The following is a 26,072-nucleotide window of genomic DNA, read 5'->3' on the forward strand; positions in this document are numbered from 1 at the left end:
ACAAAATCAGAAAACTAAATTCTTTTTTCAGAATTTTAGTTTTTTTATTCGGAAAGGAGTATGAATATGGCGACTAAAAAAAGGGGGATGTTCCAGAGGTTTTTGGATGGAATTGAAACGGTTGGTAATAAACTTCCCCACCCAGTCACCTTATTTGCTGTTTTAGCTCTGCTAGTCATTGTTCTATCTGGCATTGTGTCCAGTCTGGGAATATCAGTAGAACATCCTGGCGAAGAAGGAGAAATGGTTGAAGTAAAAAATCTGATGAATAAAGAAGGAATCCAATACCTTTTCTCCAGTATGACCGAAAACTTCATCGGGTTTGCACCATTAGGAGTAGTATTGGTCACAATGCTTGGTATTGGTATTGCTGAGCGGACAGGCCTGATCAGTGCCTTATTAAGAGGTTTTGTCTTATCTGTACCGCAGCGCTTGATCACTTTTGGTCTTGTTTTTGCCGGGGTAATGTCCAGCGTAGCTTCTGATGCTGGTTATGTTGTCCTGCCACCATTAGGAGCGGTTATCTTTGCTGCTATCGGGCGCCACCCTCTTGCAGGTCTTGCAGCGGCGTTTGCGGGGGTGTCAGCAGGGTTCAGTGCCAACTTATTCTTATCCGCAACGGACGCCATGCTTGGCGAATTGACAATCGATGCGGCTGCAATTATTGATCCTGCATACGCAGAAACAATGAATATCGCCATGAACTATTACTTTATCATAGTATCTGTTTTTCTTTTATCCATTGTTGGTGCATGGGTCACCGAAAAGATAGTTGAGCCACGCTTAGGGGAATATAAAGGAGAATACCGTGAGGATCTAAAAGGCTTGGACGCCACAGAGAAAAAGGGCTTAAAGTGGGCAGGTATTTCAGTAGCGATTGCAATTATCCTTACCGCATTACTGATTGTTCCTTCAGGTGCTCCATTGCGGGGAGATGATGGAAGTATCATCCAGTCACCTTTCATGAGTTCACTTGTACCGATCATTACGATTCTATTCTTCATCCCTGGCTTGTTTTATGGGATCGCAACAAAAGAAATCCGAAATGATAAAGATGTAGCGAATCAGCTTTCCGATACGATGGCTGCTATGGGTATGTTTATTGTTCTTGCATTTACTGCAGGTCAATTCGTTGCTTATTTCTCCGAAACTAATATGGGGCTTGTCATTGGTGTGTATGGAGCTGAATTTTTAGAGGCTGCCAATTTATCCGGTATCCCATTGATTTTAGGTTTCATCCTGGTATCTGCAATCATAAACTTGTTCATCGGTAGTGCCTCAGCTAAATGGGCGATGATGGCTCCTATCTTCGTACCAATAATGATGCAGCTGGGGTATTCACCGGAATTGACTCAGATGGCTTACCGTGTTGCAGATTCAACAACCAATATTATTACACCATTGATGACATACTTTGCGATCATCATTGCATTTGCTCAAAAATATGATAAAAAGATGGGAATTGGAACCATGATTTCAGTTATGTTTCCCTACAGTATTGTCTTCTTGATAGCATGGACAATCATGCTAATCGTATGGATGATGTTCGGAATCGACTTAGGGCCTGGTTCCCCGATCAAATACTAGACTTAAAGGCGAAAGCCTAAGTATTAAAAAAATGCTTGCAGGAAATCCTGCAAGCATTTTTCATTTATTGCGATACAACTTCATCGATGACTTTCATTTCTTCGTGATCAAGCATGTTTTTGTTAACGATGTCCGTAACTTCCTTGTTCATGTTATCTCTCAAATCATCTGCTTCCTCCTTATCGCCTACCAGATAGATACGTTCCCACTGCCTGTCTTTCGCAAGCTTATCCAATTTAGGCGCAAGGCTCTTATACCAGCGATAACGGTTAGCTTCAAAACGCTCCTTGTATTGCTCCTGCGGTGTGCTGCGGCTGCTGTCTCCCTTTGGCGCCTGGGCTGGATGGGTCGTATATTGCTTCCAATCTTCTGTATTCAGATCCAGCTCGAACATTTGTGAATCTTTCAATGTCCCCAGTTCTGTGTCCATGATTTTAATCGCTTCTTTTTGGGTCAGTATAATTCCGGTTTTAGGGAAGCTATCATACATTTGTTTCAACTGATCCACTTTAGCAGTTTCCTCCCAGTGGAATTCTGTTTCTACTGGCATTTGGAAACGTTCGGCGAACCAGATAGAATCATCTGCTGTAGCAAAGATAACCAGACTTTTACGGAAATTCTGCTCATTTTCTTTCACAAAGTTTTCTACCTTCTCTTTAACTGCCCAGAAATTTCGTTTTTCATCAGAGTCACCATCTTCTTGAAGATAACTCTCAAAGTTGTTCAAACCATTCTTCAAGTGTATTTTCCATTCCCCGCCTTGCTGGTCCGGGTCAGATGGATCTGTATTTAAATACATGCTGAATACACGCTGAGGCTTTTCTAAATAAACACTTTCTAACTTCTTAATTTCTTTATTCATATCCATAAGGCTACATCTACTCCTTTATAAAAACTGTTTGTCTACTAGTTATGTAACCGCGTTGTCTAGTACTCAAACCTGCTCACTTAAATTTCATAAAGAAAAAGCACCCCACGCAATCGAAAGGTGCTTTAAGCCAAGCGCAGAAGCCTTGCAGAAGGAATAAATTCCCAACAAAAAATCATCTCTGATACACATTCCCTTTATCATCTATATAGATGGTTTGGACAATGGAACGGTTAAACTTAATGCCCATTTGTGTCTCACCTCTCACCTGAGCAGTTATGTTATAAAACCCTTTCTCCATTCCTCTTAAAAAAATCGTACCGTCAGCAGCCATATCTATAGTTGAAGATTTTACTTTATCCGGGCTTTTAAAAGACTCGTGACCAAGTGTAAGTGTGGTCCTGACATTTCTCACTGTATCTTTCCCTGTAAGAAGACGGACCTGGGGATTGTTCCTTCCGCTAACTTCCAAGTTTATATTTTCATTGATATCACTTTGAAAATGAACATTTAACAAATAGGCTTCCGTATCAGCAGAGTGAGCCTGGATGCGCCATAAGCCATGCTCAGGATTTTCTAGTGTTATCGTATGGTTGTATGCACCATGGAAGTAACTGCTTTGGTCTTTTGAGGTGCGAAAGTTTTCAAGTTGCTTCCCTTTTGGACTGTACAAGGTGAGGTCACTTGTCGGAGAACTGCTCGTCCATTGTATGGTAACAGACTCTACGTTTTCTTCTATATGAAAAGTTTCTGTCTTTTGTCGCTTGAACTTTCCTCCACTATGAAAGGTTGCAGCGGAATGTGGAGACAAACTTTCCATTTGGACATTACTCGGCAAAGAAGAGGTTTGTAAATAGGGTTGAAAAAGGTTGAACGTTGCATTTCCTTCTTTGATGGTGTAATGAGTCCAATCATCAACCATAATTTCCTCCGCATATGGCAAACGGGAACTCGATACGGTTACTGCCCCATCATTGGAACCGTATTGGCTTAAGTATAAACCTCCCCAAAACAGAGACCCCCACGCAGGCCCCCATCCGGTTCCACCAAAGGTATACATAGAGGTATTTTCAATACCGGGCTCTCTATCCGTCATATCTCGAAAATAAGCCATATAACCTGTTTGCAAAGATTGTGTTGCTTCATTTTTATTACCTATAATATCCGCAAGCCAACTGGCACCCTCACTATGGGCTAAATCCGCCAGTTCCGAGCCATGATGAGGACTTGAAAGTGTGACCACCCGTTCCACATACTCATCGGCACCAAAATAAATTAAGGCTGTCTGTGCATCTACACCGCCTTTACTATGAGCTGCCAGTACTACTTTTTTCCCAAAATGTTCGTATATTTCACCAAGCTTTTCCGCAAGCAGTTCTCCGTTGTTCCACATATTTTTATCGGGATACAAGTCGATGAATGCTGTCTGGTAGCCATTTGTATAAGCTGTCTCATACATATCATTTTCTTTCCACCATGTAGCTGAGGAACTATTCAATCCATGAATAAATACAATTGGTGCTTTGTTTTCATCAATATCGGCGGGGTCCTCACCGACGTACCACTGACCCGGCACTCCTGATGGGTCATCCTTGCCAAACGATCCTGCCCAAATCTCAGCCGGCCATGCCATCAATAGAAACAGTCCAAGAATTATGATCCTCTCCCTCATATTCTTTTACCTTCCCCTTCCCGTTTAGGTATGGTAAACATATTCTGTGTTGACGCTCCTATCCCCTTTTATATAGGAAGAAAAAAACAAAACAAGCCGAAGGCATCAGACGAAGCCTTAGGAAGCTCACCGTACGCCTATGGGAAGCGAGTGATTTCCCGGCCCCCCCAACCGTTACTATCGTAACGGAAACAACATATCCTGAAACTGAGTCTTCAGTAAAAGGGAGCTTTTATGTAAAATCACCAAGGAAATTTAACAGATCAAATCAAAATAAGGCCTGTTCCTTTTTCCTGGAACAGGCCTTATTATTCGTATTATTCAGAGCTTCCGGTCCATTCTTCAATGAGATCCCGGTTATCTTCTAACCATGTTTCCGCTCCTTCTTCAGGAGAACCTGCTTCGTTGATTTCTGCCATCAAACTTCCTAACTGATCATCGTTCAGCATGAAGTTATCAAACCACTCTACAACTTCCGGCTGATCTTCTTCCAGTCCTTTACGTGCTGCATAAGAAATGTTTTCAGAATCGCCATAGATGTTTTTTGGATCCTCCAAAATTTTCAAATCCATTTCTGCAAAAGTCCAATGAGGCTTCCATAGGGTCACAACAATCGGCTCTTCATCTTCCATACTATTTTTCAATTCAGATATCATCGTTGGCTCTGATGAGGAGGATAATGAATAGTCAAGATCATACTCATTGATGACCTGATCGGTCAGATCCATGATACTGGCACCTGCATCAATACCGACTATCGTTGAATCAAATTTTTCCTTATGTTCATTTAAATCTTCAATTGAATTTACTTCTTCTACATAAGATGGTACCACTAATGCTAAATCTGTACCTTCATACCAGGTTTCCCGCCAATCGATTTCATCTTCAAACTTTTCATAAAAAGGCTTATCCGTATTAGGCAGCCAAATTTCCATCCCGATATCGATATCGCCGGAAGACAACGCTTCATATAACGCACCTTTTTCCACGTTATTCAATTCAACGTCGTATCCTTTTTCCTCTAATACGATTTTCCACATGTTAGAAACGGCAACATTTTCGGCCCAGTTGTTCATGCCGATATTGATAGTTCCTTTTTCTTCACTATCTCCCCCGGCATTGCCTTCATCATCAGAATCTCCACCGCAGGCTGCTAAAATAAGTACAGCCGCCAAGGCTAACATTGTTAAGTAATTACGTAGATTTTTCATCTGTATTCCTCCTTTTAATGTTATTGTGATATTAAATTAAAAAAATAAACCAAAACACACTACTTGAGTAATACAATTTACGATTTTACCATATATTCTATAAAGTTTGAACAAAATAAACTGTATAAAACAGGAATTCAGATTACATTCCTGTTTCTTTAACTAAATTTTTATTACAATTGCTGATGAAAACAAGAGAAAGAGATACAATAATACAAGTGATTCTATTGTTCGAGTTTGAAGAGCATTAGATTTGTCTATACAATAGTATAAATTCATCCACGACCCATGAAGGAGATACATGCTCATGAAAGCTGCTGAACTACTTACAAATATACAATTAGATCATACCCTCAGCCCGTCAGCGATGTCTGTCCACATTGCTGATATTTCTTGTGATTCCCGTGAAGTAAAACAAGGGACATTGTTTGTGGCTGTTCCAGGACATGCTGCCGATGGACACAATTACATAGATAGCGCTGTGGAAAGAGGGGCATCATTAGTCATTGGGGAAAAAGAAGTTGCCAATGCTGACTTCCCATATATACAGGTTAAAGACAGCAGAAAAGCATTGGCTCAAATAGCCAAAGCTTTCTACATGAAAGATAAGCCTTTACCTAAAACGATTGGAATCACTGGTACAAATGGAAAAACAACGACGACCTATATGCTGAAGAGTATCTTCGAACAAGCGGGATACTCGTGTGCCACTTTTGGTACAGTCTCTTATATTATTAATAAAGAAGCATATCCATCTTCCAATTCTACCCCGGACCCTTTGACACTATATAAACTTCTGGCACAGAGTAATGATGATGTCGCCATTCTTGAAGTCTCTTCCCACGGGATTAGACAAGGCCGGGTGCATGGTCTTTTCTTTGACCATCTGGTGTTTACAAACCTGGCACATGACCATTTGGACTACCATGGGAGCATGGAAGACTATTTTGAAACAAAGGCCAGTCTTTTTCAGCAACTGAAACCAGATGGTAAAGCTGTTATTTATACCGGACAAGGCTGGGGAAAGCAACTGTCAGAACGGTTGAAGGATGAAGGAAAACATGTCTACACTGTTAATTCTTCTGAACAGGATGACATGATCGTTCAGCCTGAACAAAATTATGTGATTGTAAACGGCGAGCAATGGCCCCTTTCCCTACAGATGCCTGGTGTCCATAATTTCCATAATGCTTCTTTCGCCGCTTACACTTCATACCTGGCAGGTATTGATTGGAATTCGATAACCGATACCTTAGCACGAAAGCTGCACGTGCCAGGTCGTTTCGAGGAATACAGACACCCGAATGGAGCTACTATCATCGTCGATTATGCCCATACGGCGGATGCACTTGAAAATATCTTTCATACTGCTAAAAAAGAAGGTGCCAAACGAATTGTTCATATTTTTGGCTTCCGTGGCGGAAGAGACCAGACGAAGAGAAAAGAAATGTTAAAAGTGAGCGCCTCAAATACCTCGCGCTACATCTTGACCGGGGACGATTTATACGGAGAAGCACCTGCCACAATGGAAAAGGAACTCTATGATTTGCACAAGCATTACGGAAACAGTGCGGGGAAAGTAATGTATGATCGGACGAAAGCAATAAAGTCAGCTTGGGATCACGCTCGCCCAGGGGATTGGATTATCATTACTGGCAAGGGACATGAAACTTATGAACAGGTTTATAAATACCCAGTCGATTCCGACATCAATTGCATCCGCTATTTAGATCGGTTTACAAGAAACCCACAGAAGAAATTAATTCAGAGTTGACGCATTGCGTCAACTCTGCCATTCTAATATTTCTATTCTGTTGCCAAACGGATCTTCCATATAAAGCCGCCTTGCATTCGGTAAGTTATCATCCTCTTGATAAGGTACATTCTGATCAGTTAAATGATTCATCAAGTGTTTGATATCCTTTACAACCAATGCTGGATGAGCTTTTTTGGCAGGCTGAAAATTATTTTCCACTCCAATATGCAGCTGATGGTTACCACAGCGGAACCATACGCCTCCCCTTTTCTTTAATTCGGGAGGCTTTTCTAATTCTTCCATCCCTAAAATTTCAACAAAGAACTTTCTCGCTTGTTCTTCACAATTAGCTGGAGCGGCCAATTGAATGTGATCGATTCCTTCAAACTGATATGTCATAGTTATCACCCCCTCGTTTCATTCTACATCCATCATGATAATACCTTTAATTATCGTAACTTAGTTAAATCCCTGTTTATTCGTTAGGCCTATAAAAAAGCCAGCCTCTTTCCTTTCACGTGTCAAAGGAAAGAGGCTGGCTTTTTAGTGTTAATCTTTATTCTTCATACGAGCATCTGCTGCTTGTGAGCGAGCTTGCGCTTCTCTATCTTCATGATCAGCTAATTCTTCCGAAAATTCAATATCAAGCGCATGAGCTTTCTTTTCATATTTTGGTGTTTGTGGAAGTGATGAATCATTTTTTCCATTTGCTTTACGATGATCGTCTCTGCCCATTATGCCACCCCTTTTCTTATTTCATTACAGTTATTATGTGTTCAAGACATTATTCTATTCCAGCCCCAATGGGATTAGGTTAAGGATTGTTCCATATAGAAGGGGCTGTCCCATAAGTCTGTAACAGACTAATTGGGGCAGCTTTTTTCGTTTATTGTTGATATCAAAAAAGTGGGGCTGGGAAACGATTCCCTTTCCGCGGGGAAGACGACAAGTCTCCTCGGGCTACGCCCTGCGGGGCCTCGTCAGCCTTGCTTCTCCCGCAGGAGTCTCATCGTTTCCCTGCCCAAATTGCCCATCAACAATGCAAAAATCTTCTTTTTTACATACAAAAAAATCGCCTCATTCGTTATAATGTAAGCGACCAAACCAACAAAAAACGAAAAGCGAGGCGATTTTTTTATGAGTAACTCTTCAGCTACTTTCATTGATTATAACATGGGGCAGTTAGTTCTACCAATGGACTTCAGTGATTTAATTCCTGAGGACCATGTGGTCCGGGTCATTCACGCCATGGTGGAACAGGTGAACGATGACATCTTCTTTTCCCAATATCAAGGCGGCGGCCGGAGCTCCTATCATCCCAAAATGATGACAAAAGTTATCTTATACGCCTACACGCAAAAAATCTATTCCTGCCGCGAAATCGCCAAAGCACTTCGGGAACATCTGCCGATGATGTGGCTGGCCGGCCAACAGACACCAGATTTCCGAACCATCAACCGATTCCGCTCAGAACGGATGAAAGCTATCATTGAACCTTTATTCACGGAGTTGATTAAACTTCTGATCGACCAAGAATACATATCCATGGACAACTACTTCCTTGATGGAACCAAAATCGAGGCGAATGCCAATAAATACACGTTTGTGTGGAGAAAATCCGTCCAACGTTACGAAGAAAAACTACAGGAAAAATTAAATCAAACGTTCGCGGATATTGAAGATGCCATTGAGATGGATGAAAAAATACTCACTGATGAGGGGTCTCCTGCCAAGCGAGTAACTTCGGAGCAACTCGAAAAAGTTGTTGAGCAGGTAGAAGTTCAGGTAGAACAGGCGGAAAAAGCGGTCGAAGAAGAAAATGATAAGGAAAAGAAGAAAGAAAAAAAGGAAGTATTCCGTGCCAAACGACGTATCTATAAAACGTTGAGTCAGGACTACCTTCCTCGTTTGAAAAAGTATGAAACCCAGTTGGCCACCTTCGGTGATCGAAATAGTTTTTCCAAGACAGATACCGATGCCACCTTTATGCGAATGAAAGAAGATCATATGAAGAATGGGCAACTGAAACCTGGTTATAATGTGCAGGCAGGAACAGAAAACCAATTCATTATTGGCTACTCGATCCATCAGCGTCCTACGGACACCCGTTGTTTTGAACCGCATATTCAAAAACTGCAGGCTACAGACCTGCCGTTCCCCAATACAATTGTCGCTGATGGAGGTTATGGTGGAGAAACCAATTACAAATACGCAAAGAAGGAAGGGTTTGATACACTCATTCCATATAACACGATGCGAAAAGAGCAGTCTCGTTCGTTCAAGAAAGACCCAAGCCAGGTTATGAACTGGGAGTACAAAGAAGAAGGGGATTATTATATTTGTCCGAATGGACGAAAGGTCCCTTTTCAATTCCATTCTCACCGTACCGATCGGTACGGATACACGCGAGCCTTCAAGGTCTATGAATGCGAAGCGTGTACCGGGTGCCCTATAAAAGAAAAATGCACGAAAGCAAAAGGAAACCGGCGTGTTTACTATAACCCGTCATATGAACAACTGAAGAAGGAAGCAAGGGAAAGCCTTTGGTGTGACGAAGGAGCACAAATCTACGCCAAACGAAAAGTTGAGGTGGAAAGTGTGTTCGGTCATATCAAAGGCAATCGGTCGTTCCGGAGATTTTCTCTCCGGGGTATCGATAAAGTGAATATAGAGTTTGGGCTGGTCGCCATTGCCCACAACTTCCTGAAACAGGCGGAGTTGATCCGGCTGTTTCGGGGAGGAAATAAGCTCACAATGAAAAAACCACGAAGAAAAATCAATTTCTTCGTGGTTTTTTCATTTTAAAGAGGACTTTTGGGACAGCCCCTTCATATTGAATTTTAGTACCCAACTTCAATAGAAGCATTTACCATATACATGAGATCGTTGCTGTCTTCTTTATCTTCTAAAATGATCCCACTTGTCGTGGCCATGCCCCCTTCCACTACTTCTACCGATACAGTGCCATAGGGGATAGCCTCTTTTACTTCGTTTTCATCTAATTGATCTTGATCACGAGGGATGGCAAGTTTGACGTTCACCTTCATACTATCTAAGGATTTTTCGGGCAGAGACTCTTCGATACCTGGCATGGAGTTGAAATTAATCGCGTCCTGAATGGCCCTAAGGGAAGCTTTGGTTACGTTTTGACCATGTACATCAATCCCCATCCCAGTTTGTATAAAGAGTATCTTATCCATATTATCCTACTCCTTTCGAATCAGGTTTATTTTTAATTTATCCTTCACAAAACCCATAACCGTTTTTTTAGATAATAAATCAACTTTTTTTCTAATATAATCTTTTTGTAATTTCTGTAATATTTTCCTCTTTAAGCGGCATTAATCCTCTTTTTGTCAACTTCGAGCTTTAATATTCTAAGAATTTTATTCCAATTCTTCAAGACACTAGTTTTGACCTAGTTTTCCTCATGTCACAATGTGGGTATCAAGAACAGTAAGGGTCATCACAGCTTTTACAATTTGGGAGTATTTGAAAAGGAGGTCGTGCATGAGTAAAACGGATAAGATGAAAGAAAATGCGGGAGCCACTAGTTTAGCTGGTGGACTTACACTTGCCGCTTCTTCCCTGCTTCTCCCAAAATTCAGGAAGAAGATAAAAAAAGGCGCTAAGCAAACCTCTGAATTTGTGGAAGATAAAATGCCAAGAGTGGCAAGGATCGTTGATCGGGCCGATGACCCTAGTGATCTAAAGGATGAAACAAAACAAGAAGTAAAAGATGAAATGGCCGATCAAATGAAGGAAAAATTTAAAGACAGTATGCAGTCTAAGGTGAAAGAAGCTTCCGAAAATTTAGAACAGGCACAGGAAGAGAATGCAGAGAAAGTGCATAACAATGCTGACAAAGTCGAGAAAAAAGCACAGAATGCTTTATTGAAGTTTCGCGAAAAGCTCAGTGGGGTAAAAGAAGCTGGTGAAGACTTTCAAGACAAGATGAAAGAGAAAACCGGTGGAAGTTCACAGGATAAGATTAAAGGGGTTAATGATATTAAAGGCGCTAATGACATTAAAGGTGTTAACAATATTAAAAGTTCCACTGATATCAAAAGCGCAAAAGATATCAAGCACCCTTCAAATACAAAATCTTCCAGTTAGGAAATTAAAGAAAGGGGTATTTTATTTATGGCAGTACAAAAATCAACCGATAGCAGTAGCTTGGCAGAGGTTATTGACCGTATTTTAGACAAAGGGATTGTCATCGACGCATTTGCCCGCGTTTCAGTAGTAGGAATTGAATTGATTACAGTAGAAGCACGTGTAGTTATTGCAAGTGTGGATACTTGGTTACGTTATGCTGAAGCAGTCGGCTTATTGCGCGATGAAGTTGAGGAAGAAGGACTTTCTGACAGACTTTCAGCACGTACAGAAAGCCAGTCTAATTCTCAAAATGAACGCAGTGGGTTCAGTATTTAATGGATTGGAGTCAGGGCACTGTCTCTGACTCCTCCCTATTTTAATTAATAAAAGGTGAGGGTGATCGTGAAGATTATGAAGGTAATGGATGAAGTAAATCAATTTTTCACAGAGAATATAGCACCGCCTCATAAAATCATTTCAGTCCGTAAGCATAAGGATGAGGACAGTGAAGAGAAACAGCAAGGCTGGAAAGCTATGGTAGAGGTTATTGAGGAAAAGGAATATATGAAGAAATATGCCAACGATCAAATGGTCGGTCTTTATGAAGTGTTTTTAGATGAAGATGCTGAAATAACCGGTTTCTCCAGAATCAGTTTAAGATACCGTAGTGATTTAGAAGAACAGCAATCATCATGACCACCCTGGATATTAGATGAATTAGGAGGATAAACGAATGACCGTATTGAAAGAAGTAAGACAACAGCCTCATATCAACAACGAAGTATATAAACATTCTTCCTATTATCAAGGGTTGATTAAACGATCATTACGGTACCTTTCATCCGGTTATCCTGTCCACTTTACTGGTCCGTCTGGGATTGGTAAAACAACACTCGCTCTTCATATAGCTAAACAGCGAAACCGGCCTGTTATGCTTCTAAATGGTAATAAAGAGTTGTCGAATGAAGATTTGATTGGTGCCTTTACAGGCTATCAAAGTAGTAAGGTGAAGGATAACTTTATTCGTACTGTCTATAAAACAGAAGAGAATGTTACCGAGTCATGGACAGATGGAAAGTTGCTTGAGGCCGTGAAACATGGTTATACGCTTGTATATGATGAATTTACCAGATCTCAGCCGGAAGCAAATAACATTTTCTTGTCTATACTAGAAGAAAGAATCCTTCCTTTATACGGGACTAAACGAAGAGAATCATTTGTACGCGTACATCCGGAATTCTCAGTGATTTTCACGAGTAATCCTGCAGAATATGCCGGGGTCTTTCAATCACAAGATGCATTATTAGATCGTATGGTTACATTGCCATTAGATCAAATGGATCATCAGGCCGAGGTTACTGCTGTTATCAGTAAAACGAGTCTATCCCGGGAACCCGCAGAAGCCATTGTAGAATTCGTGGTAACTGCCAGAGAGTTATGTAAAAGCAATGATCAAGTGCAAGGGCCCAGCCTCAGGGCTTCTATCATGATTGCTGAAATGGCTGAGAAGCATGACATTCCTATCGATGGAAATGATGAGGAATTCCAGGAACTATGTCTTGATATTACATGGTTCCCATTACAGACTTGTACACCAAAAGAAGAACAGCCCCAGCTTAAAGAGAAACTGCTGGATGCTTGTAAAAAAATTAAAGTCGGGTGAGTTATATGGAAAACGAAAAAGGAATTTATATATTTTGTGCCATACAAACAAATGAAGAACATGATTTTGGAGTCATAGACTTTGAAGGTGAAACTAGAGAAGTTTTTACCATCCACTATGATGATGCAGCAATGGTAGCTGCAGAGATGCCCATGAAAATCTACCATCCGAGTAAAGAAAATCTGATGATGCACCAGAATGTAATATCAGATATCATGCAGAAAATGGATACGGTTGTACCGATCAGCTTTGGTAATGTTTTTCATTCCAAAGAAGATGTAGTTGCTTTGACAAAGAGTTTGTATCCACAGCTAGAAACTCTTTTCCCTAAAATTAAAGGAAAAATTGAATTGGGCTTGAAAGTAGTTGGTAAGAAAGACTGGCTGGAAAAAGAAATTGCTAAAGATTCAAAAGTAGCAAAGCAAAAAGAAACTGTTCAGTCTAAATCAGAATCAGCAGGATATTTTGATCGTATTCAGCTGGGGGAAATGGCAACCAAGTTTTTCCAATCGCTTCAAAAAGAAGCTGAAACTGAAATTCATGAAAAATTAACGGCCTTGGCAGTAGCCAGTGAAGTCAATGAACCTATTGGAGAAAAAATGTTACTGAATGGCGCCTACCTGGTTGAAAAGGATATGGAAGAAAAATTTGATGAAAAAGTCAATGAACTTCACGAAAAGTGGAAAGATAAGGTTGATTTCAAGTACACAGGTCCTTGGCCTGCGTATAATTTCATCAATATCAAACTTAAAGTGGAGGAACCTTCATGATTCAAAAACTATTCACTTCCCCATTGAATCTCGTCGTAAAAGTAGGAGAAAAGGTAAAGGAAGAAGTGGATAAAGAGTTATATGACTTGGAAACGATTCAAAAGAAATTGGTTCACCTGCAAATGATGTATGAACTTGAAGAAATCCCTGAGGATGTCTTTAAAGCACAAGAAGAAGAATTGCTGGTTCGTTATGAAGTAGCGAAGAAAAAAGAAATGGAACAATGGAACGAGTTGACCAAACGCTGAAAGTGAGGAAGCAATATGGCTGAACTAAAATATTTATATGGAATCATACCAACAGACGAACTAAATCAAACTCCTCTTCCCTCTTTCAAAGGATTAGATGTTCAGCATGAATGGTATCCCATCGCCTTCGATGGAATCCAGGCAATTGTGTGCGACTTAGAAGAAAGTGACTACAATGAATCTGCACTGGAGGAAAAGACCTCAGATGTTGAGTGGGTTCATGAAAAAGCTTTCCATCATCACGAAGCGGTTATGAAGCTTCATGAAAGCTATACAGTAATCCCGATGAAATTCGCAACAATCTATACCAGTAAAACCAACCTGGAAGAAACGCTTACCAACCATTACCAGGAAATGGACGGATTACTTTCCTGGCTGAAGGGTAAAGAAGAATGGAACCTGAAAATTTATTGTGACAACGATTCGCTCAGGGAGCGTACCGCTGCTCACAATTTGAGTATAGACGAGAAGAAAAAAGAATTGGAACACATGTCGCCAGGCAGGCAATATTTAGAGAAACGCAAATTGGACCGACTCATTGATCAAGAGCTGGAGAAGGATAAAGAGCAACATTCCTCTTCCATCCATGATCAGTTGGCAACTTACAGCGTGAAGACGGATATTAAGAAGAATTGGAATAAAGATGTAACCGGAAGAACCGATGAAATGTGCTGGAACAGCGTTTACTTGCTAGAAAATCAAGAAGCAGAAGAGTTTCTGGGTAAGGTAAAGCAGCTGCAGGAAGAATGGAAAGAAGCAGGGTTCACCCTTGAATTGACCGGTCCATGGCCTGCTTACCATTTTTCGAAACTGAAGTGAAGTGAGGGGGATTCATGTCACATAGACAAGAGTTTGAAAATAAGGATGTAGGACTTATCGATGTGTTGGATGTAGTACTTGATAAGGGCGTAGCAATTAAAGGCGATCTTATCATATCGATTGCAGGTATTGATTTGGTCTACCTTGATCTCAGAGTATTGATTTCATCCGTTGAGACACTCGTACAGTCTAAACTCGATGGCGATGGGCAGTTATCCTCTGAGCAATTCGAAAAAGAGAAGGAGGCGTTGGACCATGTCACAAAAACTTGATCACCGCCCCCAAAAAAGCGGGAAAATCAGCCTGGATGAACAAGGTGCCGAACAGGGATTAGCACAGCTGGTATTAACAGTTATAGAATTGTTACGTCAGCTGGTCGAGCGACAGGCACTCCGCAGAGTCGATGGCGGCACCCTGACCGAAGAAGAAATCGAACGTCTTGGAGTCGCCTTGATGAACCTGGAAGTCAAAATGGATGAACTTAAGGAAATTTTTGATTTAGATGATGAAGACTTAAACATCGACTTAGGACCATTAGGCAACTTACTTTAAGCACACTTCAAGGAGGTGGCGCACATGGCTATTGAACAATCTACCCAATCTAGCAATCTGGTAGATGTACTGGAAACTGTTTTAGATAAAGGTGTTGTCATCGCAGGAGATATAAGGGTAGGCATCGCGGATGTTGAACTTTTATCCATTAAAATTCGTTTAATTGTAGCTTCCGTCGATAAAGCGAAAGAAATCGGTATGGATTGGTGGGAGACAGATCCTTACCTGAACTCCAAAGCCGCCAATAAAGAACAGGATCAAAAACTGAAAGAAGAAAACGATGAGCTGCAAAAACGAATTGAAGAGTTAGAAAAGAAAGCAGGACAAGACAATCGTTTAGTATAATATTACTAATATTTTAATTATATTTAATTACACTTAAGGAGGAATTTATCATGGCAGAACAACAAAAAACACAACAAGCAAAAGAAGAAGTAAAAAATCAGGCAGAGAAAGCTAAGAAAGCATTGGGTAAAAGAGACGTAGCAACTGGTACAATTATCGGAGGTGTAGTAGGAGCAGCAACTAGTCTGTTGTTTGCACCGAAAGCTGGTAAGGATCTAAGAAATGATATCTCTACCCAGACAACTACAGCTGTCGGTAAATGCAAAGACTTAAGCAATTCCACTCGCGAAAAATGTACAGATTGGAAAAATACAGCTACAGAAAAATCTCAGCAGTTAAAAGATAAGTTCAAGAAAAACAAGGATAATGAACAATCCCAGGAAGAACAGTCTACTGAGGAGCAAACTGCTGAAGGTCAAAATGAAGCTGCAGCAACTACAGAAGCGGATACTTCTCAAGAGAAGCAAACCGAAAACAAAGAACAAAATAAGCAAGAGAATAAGCAGCAGGATCAGAATACTAACGAAGAAAAAAACAAGCAGAAAAATAAGCAAAATACTTCTAAGACAAAAGGTAACTCCAATAAAAAAGATGAAGGAGAAACTACACTTAAAACAGACGACGATACGGCAAAGTAATTTTCAGTAAATAGGAGGTAGCGGTTATGAGTAATGATGATGTACTATCCATGTATGTCAAAGCGGCTAATAAACATGATTTCAATTTAGCAATTACGTTGAACGTCAATGGAGCACTCGTCACTGGGACTACTATCTCTGCTAAGAGCTATTTTAATAAAATTAGCGAAAGCTTTGAAGATGGAAATGACGTGGCACAGTCACTAAGTGACCAATTAAGAAGTGCCAGTGAAACTGCTGAGAAGAGCACCTCAGACGAAGCACAGTTTATTCACTTAAAAGAAGCCCAGGTATATTGTGGCGACAGCAATCCTACCCCTTCTAAAGGAAAATTCTTATGGCGTGGCAAGTTGTCAGAAGTAGATGGCTTTTTCCTTGGAACCATCGCCAAAGATAAATAAGCATACAGGAATACCAAAAGCTTGCAGAGTAATCGTGGATTTCTCTGCAAGCTTTTTTCATACTTCATTTGTGCTGTTCATTCACTCGCTATAAATGATTCATTCCCACCTTTAAATGGACTCAGGATACATGAAATGATCCCTTTGAGGAGGCCAGTGCTTGCTGTAAGGTTAAAAATTCTATCTTACCTTCATACTTCTTATCCCACCCAGCTTTTTTCAAGTAGTCCATTACCGGACCTTTCACATGAGCAATGTTGAACTCCACCCCTGCTTCTTCATATTCATTCATCAACTTTTCCAGTTCATCAATCGCTACAGCATCAATCGCATTCACACCAGAAAAGTCAAGTATCACCCGGTGGATATCCGGTTTTTCGCTTATTTCTTTACGAATACGCTCTTCGAGGAAAGCAAGATTCGCAAAATATAAAGAAGCATCAATACGGAATATCAAGGTGTGTTCAAATAATTTCGCATGGGAATATCGATCGATATTTTTGAATACCCCTTCCTCTTCTATATAACCGAGTTCTGCCGTATGAGGATAAGCGGATCTCCAAATAAATAGAAGCAAGGATACTCCTGCACCAATTAAGATTCCTGCTTCAATACTGGTAAGCAAAGTTGCCAAAAATGTAACTACCAGTACCCACCCATCCGATTTTTTAATTTGGAAGAGGTGTTTCGCTTCTTCCACATCAATCAAACCGAATACTGCCACCATAATGATTGCTGCAAGAACAGCATTAGGCAGGTAGTAAAATAAATCTGTAAAAAACAACAAGGTCAATAAAATCAGTAGTGCTGTAATAATTGATGCCAACCCCGACTTTGCTCCAGCCTGGTAGTTGACAGCAGTACGTGAAAAACCACCGGTCACAGGAGATGCGGAAAAGAATGATCCTACGATGTTAGCCGCTCCCAGACCAGTCAATTCCTGATTGGAATCAACTTTATATTTTTCTTTCGATGCAATGGTCTTTGCAACCGCAATGGACTCCATAAAACCTACGAAGGAAATAGTCAAAGCAATCGGCAATAAAGCAGATATTGATTCCATACTGAAGCCTGGAATACTGAAAGCAGGAAGTCCACTAGGTACTTCACGGATAATACTGACACCATGTGCTTCAAGGTTGAAGAAATATACGACAAGCGTACTTCCTACCACCACTAATAAAGGGGCAGGGAACTTTGGCATTTTCTTTTTAAAGAAAAGCAGGACAAGAATACTTGCAATACCGATGGCAAATGTAATCCAATTGACTTCTCCAATTCGTCTAAATGCATCAAAAAGCATCACAAAGACGTTTTCGCCTTCCACACTTACCCCCAACAAATGTTTCAACTGACTGAAGCCAATAATCAATGCCGCAGCTGAGGTAAAGCCGCTGATTACAGCATGAGATAGAAAATTCACGATGAAGCCCAATCGAAACAGCCCCATACTCAACTGTATGACACCCACCATTAAGGAAAGTAACAGAGCATAGGCAATAAACTCATCCGATCCTGGCTCTGCTAACGTGGAAACCCCCGATAATACCAGTAGAGAAACCATTGCAACAGGTCCTACAGCAAGTTGTCGGGAAGATCCTAACAGCGCATAAATAAGCAAAGGTATTGTAGAAGCATATAAACCGATCACAGGTGGTAATCCCGCCAGCATGGAATAAGCCATGCCTTGCGGGATTAACATGATGGCTACAATCAGTCCTGCTGAAAAGTCACTTTTTAAGAAGTCTTTATTATAATTCGCTAACCAATGATTTTGATAGAGATTTTTAAACATCAATTCCCACACCTTTAACAACAGTTTCATCTTCACTTCTATAATATTCAAAGGTTGTCCCAAGCAATGGATGAATTTCCTTCTTGAAGTGTTGCTTAGGACATTGTTTAACCACGATATGCTTATTGGCTTCTGTCAAATCTATTTCTAATGGCAGTTGACACACCGGACACTTTTCTCTTGTTCTGATTTTTTTCATGTCCTTTTCCTCCATATCGTTTAGTCGTCTCTATATTTATTTTTTGATCAGATTACCGTTTTATACTTATAGTTATTTTATTATCTCCCCCTTCACAGAAAAAATAATTACTGTAACCCCTATGGGTATATTATAAAAGAAACCGTTTTCTGTCAAGGTTAAGGTATCAAAAGTTTTAGGAAATAAGAATTATATAAATGTGCTCTTACGCATTATAAAAGAGTTTTCCTCTCTTTCAGGGTTTATGCTATAATTAGCAGATGATTCTAGAACGGGATAAGAAATGAGGAGTTTAATGCTTAGTTTTAATGAAAAAATTTCAATCATTGAGGAGTTTCCACAATTGACACGTAAAGAGGTGTCACTCGGGCGAGTGAACTATCATTATTATCCAAGCGTGTATGATAAAACGGTTGTAGTGTACCACCTTCACCCTAACGGGAATGGCTTTGTTTATACCGGTGAAATGAGTGAGTATGACGCCGATTCAAGAGGTTTGGTCAATATCAGGAATTACACCGAAAACCAACTACGCGACATTATTACTGCTGCTATCGGGAATTTATCAACAGACGCAGAAATATCGCATAAACAGACATGGATAGGTCCTGATAACCAATCCCTGTTGCTGGTTCAGGAAGATTATTTCTGGAATATTTACACAGGAGAGATGCTAGAGGAAAGCTTTGAGACCTATAACGAAGCAGAAGCTTATCTTAAAGAAGAAGGATTCATCAAAACATAACTCTGTTTAACGTTTTGATTGATGCTTATTCAACAATAGGGCCGAATTGCGGAAGACTCAGTTTCAATATAGTGAGGGTTCTATACCATAATAGCGTCAGGGGTGCCTGGGAAACTACTCGCTTTCCTGCGGGGGAACCGGCAAGCCTCCTCGGTCGTTTTCACTCCCTGTGGGGTCTCGCCTGGCTCCTTCTCCCGCGGGAGTCTCGCAGTTTCCCAACCACCCCATCCGAAGGATGAGAGAAAAGAACCCCTGATATAGATGAGGCTGCTTCTACAATCACTAGTTACAAGCCCGTTTTTACAAGTAGCCCTCCCTTTGGTTGAAGGACTGCATAAGGATGTTTCTGTTTCTCCCATAAGCGCAAGGAGGTCCGGGAAATTGCGAGACTCCAATGGGATAATAGTACATTGTGAGATCCCGCAGGGCTTTAGCCCGAGGAAACTCACCGTACGCCCATGGAAAGCGAGTGATTTCCCGGACCTCCAAACACTTACCACCGTAACGGAAACAGTTTCTCTCGAAACTGAGTCTTCAAGTAAAGGGAGCTTATTTGTAAAATTAACGCTGAGGTTTACCAGAGCTAAAACATAAAAAAGACGAACTTCCAAGTGGAGTTCGTCTTCTTTGTTTCAATAAAACATTCTGCTTTTGACAGCTGTTACTTGCAAAAGATCTCCCCAGGTACTGTGACCTCGTTCTTGAATCATACGAATGGCTTCACAGAATACATAGGCTGTAGTCAACGTATCACCTAAAGCAGTATGTCGCTCAAAAACTTTTGTGCCTAACATGGCCGCATAATCCATTAAGTCTTTCCCACCTTCTGTAGGAAATAAATACCTTAACAAACTCAACGTATCTACTGCCCTGGGTTTCACAAATTTAAATCCTTCCCGGGAAAGCTCACACTTCATCAGCGTGATATCAAATTGTATGTGATGCCCTATGAGACAGGTAACAGCATTCTCTTCCGTAATCTCCGAAAAACGGCTGAGCACATGATAAGCATTCGGGGCTGACTGTACATCACGATTTTGTATTCCCGTTAACCGAACGATTTTATCAGGAATTCCACGGTCAGGATTGACATAAGTCTGATAGGATTTTTCTCTTTCCACCTGAAGATTTTGAACTGGAACTGCAGCCAATTCTATCATCCGATCTTCCTTTTGCACGTTAAAACCAGTCGCCTCCGTATCAACTACTTGAAAATTTACATCTTCCAGCCTGGTTGATAAGGGAATATCCTCTTGCAAGTCAAAATGAAACCGTTTCGCTCTCTTTATCATAGTTGCTCGCCTCCACTTCCCTTACCATTACAATGAGTACTGGCTTAACATCGTTGATTGCAGTTTCCTCATCTCTTTCAAGGCCCGTATCAATTTTTCTTTTTCTTTGGTTGAAAGCTGGGAGAAAGTAAGAACCGATGACGGCGGCTTTCCTGCTGTTATGCTTTCCCATTTTTGCTTAATATAAAATTCCATCACCTGAGTTAAGGCATGTTTCAAATCAGTTGCAAACCAATCAGTAATGACGTCTTTCTCTACTAACGCCCCCAATTTTTCTAAGGTTGTCCCTTCCAGAATCTGATTGGATAGCGATAAAATCTGCAAAGCATGGTGAAACGGAAATAATACTTCTCTTTTTAGATCCAACTGTTTACGGTCTATACGTAAAAGTGCTCGTATTGGCTGTTCCAGACTGGGAATCTGATTTTCTTTCTCCACTTGAGCCAGCCGATATAAAAAGATACTCGAACGTCTGACCTCTTCCTGTACTGTTTCAAGGAAATCTGCATGCAGCTCCTCTGACCCATATAACTTACGAAAAGAGAAGAAGTTCTGAGCAAGAAGTAAGGTGTCATTGGTCGACCTTATGGACCACCTTCTTAAAGTTTCTCTCCACCTGCCCAGAGATCCTCTCCACATGGGTTCACTGGCCATCATGTTTCCTTTACATCTTTCGTACCCGGCTTTCTCCAGGTTATTCGTAATTTCTTTTCCAAGTCGTGAAAAATAGTCTTCTACCTCTTCTTTCTTGTTCTCCTCGACCTCTTCATAGACAAGAAAGTGATCCTGATCCGTCAGAACGAATTGTTCGCCCCGCCCTGAGCTCCCCATTTGATACCAGACAAACGCTGACGGAGGATTCCCCGATCCTTGAACTTTAAGTGTATCAACAGCAATTGCTACGGCCCGCTTAGTCAGTCGATCGTAAAGTTCTGTAAGCACATCCAGTATATGCAAAGAAGGTACATTATCACGAATCAGCAAAGCTAAGATATCATAAATTTCCTTTTTCACTTCATTTAACTCATGTGCCCCTGTCTCCTCCACCTTTTTTAAGGCAGAGAACATTTGACGATTTTTCTTTCTTAGTAGATCAGCCATTGTTATCATACCTGCCACTTTTTTTTCGTCATCTAATACAGGAAGATGTTTAACCCCTCTCAAAATCATTTCCGATAACGCATGATAGTAATAATCGGCGCGGTGGATATGATATGGCTGCTCTGTCATGATACTTTCAGCCAGGTCATTTACCGTTTTGTTACGAGCGACGACACGGCTTACGAAGTCTTTCTCCGTGATGATGCCTTCCAGGCTCCCACCCTTCGTAATTACAATAGAGCTTGCATCTTCTTTAAGCATCGTTTCTGCTGCTTTCTGTATAGTGACATGACGGTCTACAGTAGTTGCCGGCCGGGTCATGATATCCTGTACACGTAAAAGAAACGGTTCGCTCTCTCCTAATTCATGAGCGAGTCTTACTTGTTCCGCCAAGGAAACATAGACATCTTTTAGCCTTGAAACTACCTGGTGAAGGAAATAATTACGGATATCTTCTCTTCTCCATAATTCCTCTAATACCCCATAAGGAATATAGAGTCCTACTACGGTTTCAATCGCCCTGATCTCAACCATATAAGCGTAGGTATCATCATCACTTATACCGAGAAAATTGCTTAGGCTGCCAAGACCAAGAATTCCTCCTTCCTGGACAACCTCCAGCACTTCACCTGTATCTTTATCGTCAGCCGCTGCATATACTTCCGCATTCCCTGAAGTAATGATTAAAATGCCCTCACGCCGTTTTCTGGCATGGGCGATGATCTCCCCTTCCGGGTACATTCGTTCTTCACAACGGGTATACAGCTCCCGGAAATAACCGTCGGAAAGCTTCTGAAAAAGCGGCTGATGACGGACTTTTTCACGTACCCGACAACTATTTGGTGGAGTCTGGTACGTCTTGTGAATCATCCATCCATACCTCTCCATCTCGATAAGTCATTTGCTCTGGATAACGGAGATCAATGACCTCTTCCTGAGCTTCACGCGTCGGTTCTTTAGTCGCCAATGAAACAATAATATTAGTTAAAATGGCAGCAGCTGCACCAAAGACACCAGCCCCTGTGTCAATAATTCCAAGGACAGTAAAGCCGCCATATTTAGCTGCAAAGATATAACCGAGCGTTACTGATAAACCGACAATCATACCGGCAATAACACCAGGACCATTGGAACGTTTCCACCAAACACCTAGCAATAGTGCCGGGAAGAAAGAACCTGAAGCCAGCGCAAACGCCCAGGCAACAATTTGAGTGATTGCCCCCGGAGGATTCAATGCAATCAAACCAGCAATAACAGTAGCTAATACAATCGACCAGCGGCCAACCAGCAGACGCTTCTTTTCGCTTGCATTCGGGTTGATGGAACGATAGTAAATATCATGAGAGAGCGCAGCTGAGATGGCGATCATAAGACCACCAGCAGTGGATAATGCTGCAGCCATGGCACCAGCTGCCATTAAACCGATGACGAATATACCCAGATTAGCGATCTCTGGTGTAGCCATAACTACAATATCGTTACTGATGACAATCTCCTGCCATTGCAGTACACCATCTCCATCTGTATCTGCAACCGATAACAGACTTGTATCTACCCAGGAGGCTGTCCAGGCAGGCAAATCGTTAATAGCTGATCCTGCTACTTGTGTCATCAGAATGAAACGGGAAAATGCTGCATAAGCAGGTGCCGATAGATAAAGTAAACCAATAAAAAGTAACGCCCATGCCCCACTCCAGCGAGCCGCTTTCATAGTAGAAACCGTATAAAAACGAACGATAACGTGTGGAAGACCAGCTGTTCCCGCCATCAATGTAAACATTAATGCAAGAAACTGCCATTTCGTACCTTCTGTAAATGGAACTACGTACTCTGTTATACCAAGTTCCTGATCAAGTACACGTAGTTCATCAATTACTTGCCCATAAGATACCCATGGCATAGGGTTCCCCGTAAGCTGCAGCGCCATAAAAATAACCGGGATCAGGTATGCGGTAATTAACACAATGTACTGAGCCACCTGGGTCCAGGTAATCCCTTTCATTCCTCCAAGTGCAGAGTAAAAGGCAATTAAAACGACCCCAATCAACGTACCGATAGCCGCATTGACCTCCAATAGACGACCAATAACGACCCCCGAACCAGACAACTGGCCGACGGAGTATGTAAAACTAATGATTATCGTAGCAACAGCTGCAATCAGCCTTGCTGTATCGCTTCGATATCTGTCTCCAATAAATTCCGGTACTGTATACCGTCCGTATTTTCGGAGTTGTGGTGCTAATAGGAAGGTTAGAAGCAGGTAGCCGCCTGTCCACCCCATAATATAGGCTAAACCATCGTAACCCAGGACCATAACTGTCCCGGCCATACCGATAAAAGAAGCAGCACTCATCCAGTCTGCCCCGATTGCCATTCCATTGAAAACCGGAGGAACTCCCCTGCCGGCTACATAAAAATCTGATGTGGCTTTTGCCTTATTGTAAATAGCAATTCCAATATAAAGACCGAATGTAGCTGCGATTAACGCAAATGAGACTATAAATTGTACATCCATCGTTGACCTCCTAAATATCTACAACTGTATTTATTACAAAATTAGGCTCGATTTAATGATCAAGCGTCTTACCAGCGCTGATGGATTCATTCTTCTTGGCATCAATCCCATATTTTTTGTCAATCTTGTCACTAACTACCGCATTGACAAAAAGAAGAATGATGAAAGTCAATACTGCCCCTTGTGCCCCCATGTAATAGTGAAGCGGGAAGTGATTGAATGTGATGGTTGATAATGGCTCCGCAAATAAAACTACTCCATAAGAAACGAGGAAACCTATAGCTAAATAAATCACAATCATTGTCGTCCGGGCGCGAAAATATCCATCTGCCACGTTCTTTTCAATTTTCTTCACAATAGCCACCTCCTTTCAATGTATGTAATCTGGTTTTAACCCAGTTCAGCCCCGCAAATTAAAAATAAAACGAATCGTTTCCCAAAAAGGCATGGGAACCATGATAATTTTTACTAACATAAACAAAAAAACAGAAATAAAAGGAACAACAAGAAAAACCGGCTTTTTCTTGTTGAGAGCCAGAATGACAGAGCCAATAGTTATCAATGCAAATATAATTACCCAAACCATTTTCCAACCACCTTGTGAAAGCGTTATCAAAATAAGAAGCAGAATAGTTAAACAGCGCTTATACGACATCCCTCCATCCTTTAGTGCATTATTAAATGACAGAAAATTAATTATATTGCTATTATTCTAAAGTTCGAGTTTATTTGTCAAGTTATATATCACTAAAAAAATGAGCAAAACTGTACTAAAACACCCCAGGATAGCCTCTGTAAGGCTATCCTGGGGTGAAAGAATTTTTTATGCTTTTTCTACAACATATGCTTTCTTTTCTCGATAATATTTCTCTCCGTCTTGAGAAGAATGTTCAAAGAAACCTTCAAATTCCTGCGTAACTTTATACTCACGATCCGGCTCAGTAAATAATTGGCTTCCATTGTTAGAAAGAAGCAAAACGTCCTTTGTTGATACAAAACTATCCAGTTCCTGAGCAGAATAGTTATTTCCAGGTTTTAATGTATTGAACCCACTGTTTGTCATATACATTCCTCCTTTTTTAAAATCAGTTCCCAGGTGATAAAGGCATCAAACATCTTCATTACATAAATCTGTTTTGGTAATAGTTCACACTCATGAACAAACAGAGAAGAAGCAAACTAATATTGTAAAGGGAAGGGGGTGTTTGACGCATGCAAGGACGAAACATCCAGTGGCTTCCGATCATCGCTTCCGTCGGTATCGGAGCAGCAACTTACAGCATGATGACAGGTCAAGGCGGACAACTACAAAACGTGTTACCAAGTTTGACGAACATGGCTGGGCAGAACCAACAAAACAAGCAAGGGTAACTTGGCCTTTCGGGTCAAGATCAAATAAAGGGAACGAACTCTCCTTCTATTCGGGCGAGTTCGTTTCTTATTATTAACAAATGTTCGTGCGAAAAAATTAAAAAAATATTACCAACCATCAATTGGAGGTGTACAAAGTGAGTAAAAAAGCGAGTAGAAACAAAGGCAAAGCAGCACCAAATGTAAATCCTCAAGGGCTTAGTGATGATGTACAAGACCAACAGCCGGATTCTCAATTAGAACAACGTACAAAAAAACGCAACACTAAAATATAACAATAGAAGTTTGATGAAAAGTGGAATCGAGTAGGAGGAGGTGACTAACCTCCGTCCTCTCACACCACCGTACGTACGGACCCGTATACGGCGGTTTCTTTAAGATTGACGTAAGAAAATATATCTTTGATACAAACTGCGAAGCCCTAAA

At 41.0% G+C, this 26,072-nt stretch carries 32 protein-coding genes; 18 read left to right on the top strand and 14 right to left on the bottom strand.

The features are described from left to right. Positions 1–66 precede the first annotated feature (66 nt). Positions 67–1,587, top strand: coding sequence for an AbgT family transporter (locus tag ACGTNI_RS10015; RefSeq protein ID WP_394462018.1), 1,521 nt, complete (start codon positions 67–69; stop codon positions 1,585–1,587). 64 nt (positions 1,588–1,651) lie between these two features. Here ACGTNI_RS10015 and ACGTNI_RS10020 read toward each other — a convergent pair whose 3' ends face one another. From ACGTNI_RS10020 to ACGTNI_RS10030, 3 genes are all read right to left on the bottom strand, one after another. Beyond that, positions 1,652–2,455, bottom strand: coding sequence for a VLRF1 family aeRF1-type release factor (locus ACGTNI_RS10020; protein WP_394462020.1), 804 nt, complete (start codon positions 2,453–2,455; stop codon positions 1,652–1,654). A gap of 175 nt (positions 2,456–2,630) precedes the next feature. Next, a complete protein-coding gene (locus ACGTNI_RS10025; RefSeq protein ID WP_394462022.1) occupies positions 2,631–4,127 on the bottom strand; it encodes an esterase/lipase family protein in 1,497 nt (498 codons plus the stop codon). Positions 4,128–4,444: 317 nt separating this feature from the next. Further along, positions 4,445–5,338, bottom strand: coding sequence for a glycine betaine ABC transporter substrate-binding protein (locus tag ACGTNI_RS10030; protein WP_085505827.1), 894 nt, complete (start codon positions 5,336–5,338; stop codon positions 4,445–4,447). Positions 5,339–5,645: 307 nt separating this feature from the next. Here ACGTNI_RS10030 and ACGTNI_RS10035 point away from each other — a divergent pair, with 307 nt between their 5' ends. After that, positions 5,646–7,112 (top strand): UDP-N-acetylmuramoyl-L-alanyl-D-glutamate--2,6-diaminopimelate ligase, encoded by a 1,467-nt coding sequence (locus tag ACGTNI_RS10035; protein WP_394462024.1) that lies wholly within the window; start codon positions 5,646–5,648, stop codon positions 7,110–7,112. Positions 7,113–7,121: 9 nt separating this feature from the next. On the opposite strand, the gene ACGTNI_RS10040 is transcribed toward ACGTNI_RS10035, so the two are convergent. After that, positions 7,122–7,493 (bottom strand): VOC family protein, encoded by a 372-nt coding sequence (locus ACGTNI_RS10040; protein ID WP_394462026.1) that lies wholly within the window; start codon positions 7,491–7,493, stop codon positions 7,122–7,124. Between the two features lie 150 nt (positions 7,494–7,643). Further along, on the bottom strand, positions 7,644–7,829 hold the full coding sequence (locus ACGTNI_RS10045) for a YfhD family protein (protein ID WP_394462028.1): 186 nt from the start codon (positions 7,827–7,829) through the stop codon (positions 7,644–7,646). Between the two features lie 402 nt (positions 7,830–8,231). On the opposite strand from ACGTNI_RS10045, the gene ACGTNI_RS10050 reads away from it, so the two are divergent. Further along, positions 8,232–9,899, top strand: a complete 1,668-nt coding sequence (locus ACGTNI_RS10050; protein WP_444875587.1) for an IS1182 family transposase — start codon at positions 8,232–8,234, stop codon at positions 9,897–9,899. 35 nt (positions 9,900–9,934) lie between these two features. Here ACGTNI_RS10050 and ACGTNI_RS10055 read toward each other — a convergent pair whose 3' ends face one another. Next, positions 9,935–10,294 (bottom strand): Lin0512 family protein, encoded by a 360-nt coding sequence (locus tag ACGTNI_RS10055; RefSeq protein WP_394462030.1) that lies wholly within the window; start codon positions 10,292–10,294, stop codon positions 9,935–9,937. Positions 10,295–10,604: 310 nt separating this feature from the next. Between ACGTNI_RS10055 and gvpQ the strand changes: the two genes are divergently transcribed. From gvpQ to gvpU, 12 genes are all read left to right on the top strand, one after another. Further along, positions 10,605–11,210: a gas vesicle protein GvpQ gene (gvpQ, locus tag ACGTNI_RS10060; protein WP_394462032.1), complete on the top strand. Its 606-nt coding sequence runs from the start codon at positions 10,605–10,607 to the stop codon at positions 11,208–11,210. Positions 11,211–11,237: 27 nt separating this feature from the next. Beyond that, the gene (gene gvpA, locus ACGTNI_RS10065) at positions 11,238–11,528 is read left to right on the top strand and encodes a gas vesicle structural protein GvpA (RefSeq protein WP_062441008.1); all 291 of its coding nucleotides are present in this window, start codon (positions 11,238–11,240) and stop codon (positions 11,526–11,528) included. 75 nt (positions 11,529–11,603) lie between these two features. Next, the gene (gene gvpO / locus ACGTNI_RS10070) at positions 11,604–11,888 is read left to right on the top strand and encodes a gas vesicle protein GvpO (protein ID WP_394462074.1); all 285 of its coding nucleotides are present in this window, start codon (positions 11,604–11,606) and stop codon (positions 11,886–11,888) included. A 37-nt stretch (positions 11,889–11,925) separates the two neighbouring features. Continuing rightward, the gene (gene gvpN / locus ACGTNI_RS10075) at positions 11,926–12,855 is read left to right on the top strand and encodes a gas vesicle protein GvpN (protein ID WP_394462034.1); all 930 of its coding nucleotides are present in this window, start codon (positions 11,926–11,928) and stop codon (positions 12,853–12,855) included. 5 nt (positions 12,856–12,860) lie between these two features. Next, positions 12,861–13,625, top strand: coding sequence for a GvpL/GvpF family gas vesicle protein (locus ACGTNI_RS10080; protein ID WP_394462036.1), 765 nt, complete (start codon positions 12,861–12,863; stop codon positions 13,623–13,625). Next, positions 13,622–13,873 (top strand): gas vesicle protein GvpG, encoded by a 252-nt coding sequence (locus ACGTNI_RS10085; protein WP_085505835.1) that lies wholly within the window; start codon positions 13,622–13,624, stop codon positions 13,871–13,873. Before ACGTNI_RS10080 ends, ACGTNI_RS10085 begins: the two co-directional genes overlap by 4 nt. 15 nt (positions 13,874–13,888) lie before the next feature. Beyond that, on the top strand, positions 13,889–14,692 hold the full coding sequence (locus tag ACGTNI_RS10090; protein ID WP_394462038.1) for a GvpL/GvpF family gas vesicle protein: 804 nt from the start codon (positions 13,889–13,891) through the stop codon (positions 14,690–14,692). 14 nt (positions 14,693–14,706) lie between these two features. Next, on the top strand, positions 14,707–14,964 hold the full coding sequence (locus ACGTNI_RS10095) for a gas vesicle protein (protein WP_062441022.1): 258 nt from the start codon (positions 14,707–14,709) through the stop codon (positions 14,962–14,964). Beyond that, positions 14,948–15,244, top strand: a complete 297-nt coding sequence (locus ACGTNI_RS10100) for a gas vesicle protein K (RefSeq protein WP_394462040.1) — start codon at positions 14,948–14,950, stop codon at positions 15,242–15,244. The genes ACGTNI_RS10095 and ACGTNI_RS10100 overlap by 17 nt, the downstream gene beginning before the upstream one ends. A 24-nt stretch (positions 15,245–15,268) precedes the next feature. After that, positions 15,269–15,589: a gas vesicle protein gene (locus ACGTNI_RS10105; protein WP_394462043.1), complete on the top strand. Its 321-nt coding sequence runs from the start codon at positions 15,269–15,271 to the stop codon at positions 15,587–15,589. Between the two features lie 50 nt (positions 15,590–15,639). Next, positions 15,640–16,227: a YtxH domain-containing protein gene (locus ACGTNI_RS10110; RefSeq protein ID WP_394462045.1), complete on the top strand. Its 588-nt coding sequence runs from the start codon at positions 15,640–15,642 to the stop codon at positions 16,225–16,227. A gap of 26 nt (positions 16,228–16,253) precedes the next feature. Next, the gene (gene gvpU, locus ACGTNI_RS10115; protein WP_394462047.1) at positions 16,254–16,628 is read left to right on the top strand and encodes a gas vesicle accessory protein GvpU; all 375 of its coding nucleotides are present in this window, start codon (positions 16,254–16,256) and stop codon (positions 16,626–16,628) included. 121 nt (positions 16,629–16,749) lie between these two features. On the opposite strand, the gene ACGTNI_RS10120 is transcribed toward gvpU, so the two are convergent. Further along, a complete protein-coding gene (locus tag ACGTNI_RS10120) occupies positions 16,750–18,423 on the bottom strand; it encodes a SulP family inorganic anion transporter (protein WP_394462049.1) in 1,674 nt (557 codons plus the stop codon). After that, positions 18,416–18,622, bottom strand: coding sequence for a hypothetical protein (locus tag ACGTNI_RS10125; protein WP_394462051.1), 207 nt, complete (start codon positions 18,620–18,622; stop codon positions 18,416–18,418). Before ACGTNI_RS10125 ends, ACGTNI_RS10120 begins: the two co-directional genes overlap by 8 nt. Positions 18,623–18,917: 295 nt before the next feature. Between ACGTNI_RS10125 and ACGTNI_RS10130 the strand changes: the two genes are divergently transcribed. Next, positions 18,918–19,367 (top strand): hypothetical protein, encoded by a 450-nt coding sequence (locus ACGTNI_RS10130; protein ID WP_394462053.1) that lies wholly within the window; start codon positions 18,918–18,920, stop codon positions 19,365–19,367. Between the two features lie 632 nt (positions 19,368–19,999). Here ACGTNI_RS10130 and ACGTNI_RS10135 read toward each other — a convergent pair. The 6 genes from ACGTNI_RS10135 to ACGTNI_RS10160 all read right to left on the bottom strand — a co-directional run bounded on the left by ACGTNI_RS10135 (position 20,000) and on the right by ACGTNI_RS10160 (position 25,338). Next, positions 20,000–20,659: a 3'-5' exonuclease gene (locus ACGTNI_RS10135; protein ID WP_394462055.1), complete on the bottom strand. Its 660-nt coding sequence runs from the start codon at positions 20,657–20,659 to the stop codon at positions 20,000–20,002. A 27-nt stretch (positions 20,660–20,686) separates the two neighbouring features. Further along, positions 20,687–22,630 (bottom strand): DUF294 nucleotidyltransferase-like domain-containing protein, encoded by a 1,944-nt coding sequence (locus ACGTNI_RS10140; protein WP_394462057.1) that lies wholly within the window; start codon positions 22,628–22,630, stop codon positions 20,687–20,689. Next, positions 22,596–24,275 (bottom strand): sodium:solute symporter family protein, encoded by a 1,680-nt coding sequence (locus ACGTNI_RS10145; protein ID WP_394462059.1) that lies wholly within the window; start codon positions 24,273–24,275, stop codon positions 22,596–22,598. Before ACGTNI_RS10145 ends, ACGTNI_RS10140 begins: the two co-directional genes overlap by 35 nt. Positions 24,276–24,327: 52 nt before the next feature. Then, complete coding sequence (locus ACGTNI_RS10150) at positions 24,328–24,630, bottom strand: DUF4212 domain-containing protein (RefSeq protein ID WP_394462061.1); 303 nt, start codon at positions 24,628–24,630, stop codon at positions 24,328–24,330. A gap of 45 nt (positions 24,631–24,675) precedes the next feature. Further along, positions 24,676–24,861: a hypothetical protein gene (locus ACGTNI_RS10155; RefSeq protein ID WP_062441053.1), complete on the bottom strand. Its 186-nt coding sequence runs from the start codon at positions 24,859–24,861 to the stop codon at positions 24,676–24,678. Between the two features lie 237 nt (positions 24,862–25,098). Continuing rightward, complete coding sequence (locus tag ACGTNI_RS10160) at positions 25,099–25,338, bottom strand: hypothetical protein (RefSeq protein WP_062447485.1); 240 nt, start codon at positions 25,336–25,338, stop codon at positions 25,099–25,101. Between the two features lie 149 nt (positions 25,339–25,487). Between ACGTNI_RS10160 and ACGTNI_RS10165 the strand changes: the two genes are divergently transcribed. Both ACGTNI_RS10165 and ACGTNI_RS10170 read left to right on the top strand, forming a co-directional pair. Next, positions 25,488–25,646, top strand: coding sequence for a hypothetical protein (locus ACGTNI_RS10165; RefSeq protein WP_166761401.1), 159 nt, complete (start codon positions 25,488–25,490; stop codon positions 25,644–25,646). A 137-nt stretch (positions 25,647–25,783) separates the two neighbouring features. After that, a complete protein-coding gene (locus tag ACGTNI_RS10170; RefSeq protein ID WP_394462064.1) occupies positions 25,784–25,921 on the top strand; it encodes a hypothetical protein in 138 nt (45 codons plus the stop codon). Positions 25,922–26,072 lie beyond the last annotated feature (151 nt).

The organism is Thalassobacillus sp. B23F22_16, from assembly GCF_043496955.1.
GTDB lineage: Bacteria > Bacillota > Bacilli > Bacillales > Halobacillaceae > Thalassobacillus > Thalassobacillus devorans_A.

Excerpts from the sequence above, each read along its gene's own strand:
- ACGTNI_RS10040 (WP_394462026.1), bottom strand. The coding sequence starts at position 7,493 with ATGACATATCAGTTTGAAGGAATCGATCACATTCAATTGGCCGCTCCA.
- ACGTNI_RS10125 (WP_394462051.1), bottom strand. The coding sequence starts at position 18,622 with ATGAAAAAAATCAGAACAAGAGAAAAGTGTCCGGTGTGTCAACTGCCA.
- ACGTNI_RS10100 (WP_394462040.1), top strand. The coding sequence starts at position 14,948 with ATGTCACAAAAACTTGATCACCGCCCCCAAAAAAGCGGGAAAATCAGC.
- ACGTNI_RS10095 (WP_062441022.1), top strand. The coding sequence starts at position 14,707 with ATGTCACATAGACAAGAGTTTGAAAATAAGGATGTAGGACTTATCGAT.
- ACGTNI_RS10140 (WP_394462057.1), bottom strand. The coding sequence starts at position 22,630 with ATGATTCACAAGACGTACCAGACTCCACCAAATAGTTGTCGGGTACGT.
- ACGTNI_RS10090 (WP_394462038.1), top strand. The coding sequence starts at position 13,889 with ATGGCTGAACTAAAATATTTATATGGAATCATACCAACAGACGAACTA.
- ACGTNI_RS10045 (WP_394462028.1), bottom strand. The coding sequence starts at position 7,829 with ATGGGCAGAGACGATCATCGTAAAGCAAATGGAAAAAATGATTCATCA.
- gvpO (WP_394462074.1), top strand. The coding sequence starts at position 11,604 with ATGAAGGTAATGGATGAAGTAAATCAATTTTTCACAGAGAATATAGCA.
- ACGTNI_RS10015 (WP_394462018.1), top strand. The coding sequence starts at position 67 with ATGGCGACTAAAAAAAGGGGGATGTTCCAGAGGTTTTTGGATGGAATT.
- ACGTNI_RS10080 (WP_394462036.1), top strand. The coding sequence starts at position 12,861 with ATGGAAAACGAAAAAGGAATTTATATATTTTGTGCCATACAAACAAAT.
- ACGTNI_RS10020 (WP_394462020.1), bottom strand. The coding sequence starts at position 2,455 with ATGGATATGAATAAAGAAATTAAGAAGTTAGAAAGTGTTTATTTAGAA.
- ACGTNI_RS10155 (WP_062441053.1), bottom strand. The coding sequence starts at position 24,861 with ATGGTTTGGGTAATTATATTTGCATTGATAACTATTGGCTCTGTCATT.
- ACGTNI_RS10105 (WP_394462043.1), top strand. The coding sequence starts at position 15,269 with ATGGCTATTGAACAATCTACCCAATCTAGCAATCTGGTAGATGTACTG.
- ACGTNI_RS10145 (WP_394462059.1), bottom strand. The coding sequence starts at position 24,275 with ATGGATGTACAATTTATAGTCTCATTTGCGTTAATCGCAGCTACATTC.
- gvpA (WP_062441008.1), top strand. The coding sequence starts at position 11,238 with ATGGCAGTACAAAAATCAACCGATAGCAGTAGCTTGGCAGAGGTTATT.
- ACGTNI_RS10120 (WP_394462049.1), bottom strand. The coding sequence starts at position 18,423 with ATGTTTAAAAATCTCTATCAAAATCATTGGTTAGCGAATTATAATAAA.
- ACGTNI_RS10165 (WP_166761401.1), top strand. The coding sequence starts at position 25,488 with ATGCAAGGACGAAACATCCAGTGGCTTCCGATCATCGCTTCCGTCGGT.
- ACGTNI_RS10025 (WP_394462022.1), bottom strand. The coding sequence starts at position 4,127 with ATGAGGGAGAGGATCATAATTCTTGGACTGTTTCTATTGATGGCATGG.
- ACGTNI_RS10135 (WP_394462055.1), bottom strand. The coding sequence starts at position 20,659 with ATGATAAAGAGAGCGAAACGGTTTCATTTTGACTTGCAAGAGGATATT.
- ACGTNI_RS10110 (WP_394462045.1), top strand. The coding sequence starts at position 15,640 with ATGGCAGAACAACAAAAAACACAACAAGCAAAAGAAGAAGTAAAAAAT.
- gvpQ (WP_394462032.1), top strand. The coding sequence starts at position 10,605 with ATGAGTAAAACGGATAAGATGAAAGAAAATGCGGGAGCCACTAGTTTA.
- ACGTNI_RS10055 (WP_394462030.1), bottom strand. The coding sequence starts at position 10,294 with ATGGATAAGATACTCTTTATACAAACTGGGATGGGGATTGATGTACAT.
- gvpN (WP_394462034.1), top strand. The coding sequence starts at position 11,926 with ATGACCGTATTGAAAGAAGTAAGACAACAGCCTCATATCAACAACGAA.
- ACGTNI_RS10160 (WP_062447485.1), bottom strand. The coding sequence starts at position 25,338 with ATGACAAACAGTGGGTTCAATACATTAAAACCTGGAAATAACTATTCT.
- gvpU (WP_394462047.1), top strand. The coding sequence starts at position 16,254 with ATGAGTAATGATGATGTACTATCCATGTATGTCAAAGCGGCTAATAAA.
- ACGTNI_RS10030 (WP_085505827.1), bottom strand. The coding sequence starts at position 5,338 with ATGAAAAATCTACGTAATTACTTAACAATGTTAGCCTTGGCGGCTGTA.
- ACGTNI_RS10085 (WP_085505835.1), top strand. The coding sequence starts at position 13,622 with ATGATTCAAAAACTATTCACTTCCCCATTGAATCTCGTCGTAAAAGTA.
- ACGTNI_RS10050 (WP_444875587.1), top strand. The coding sequence starts at position 8,232 with ATGAGTAACTCTTCAGCTACTTTCATTGATTATAACATGGGGCAGTTA.
- ACGTNI_RS10035 (WP_394462024.1), top strand. The coding sequence starts at position 5,646 with ATGAAAGCTGCTGAACTACTTACAAATATACAATTAGATCATACCCTC.
- ACGTNI_RS10130 (WP_394462053.1), top strand. The coding sequence starts at position 18,918 with ATGCTTAGTTTTAATGAAAAAATTTCAATCATTGAGGAGTTTCCACAA.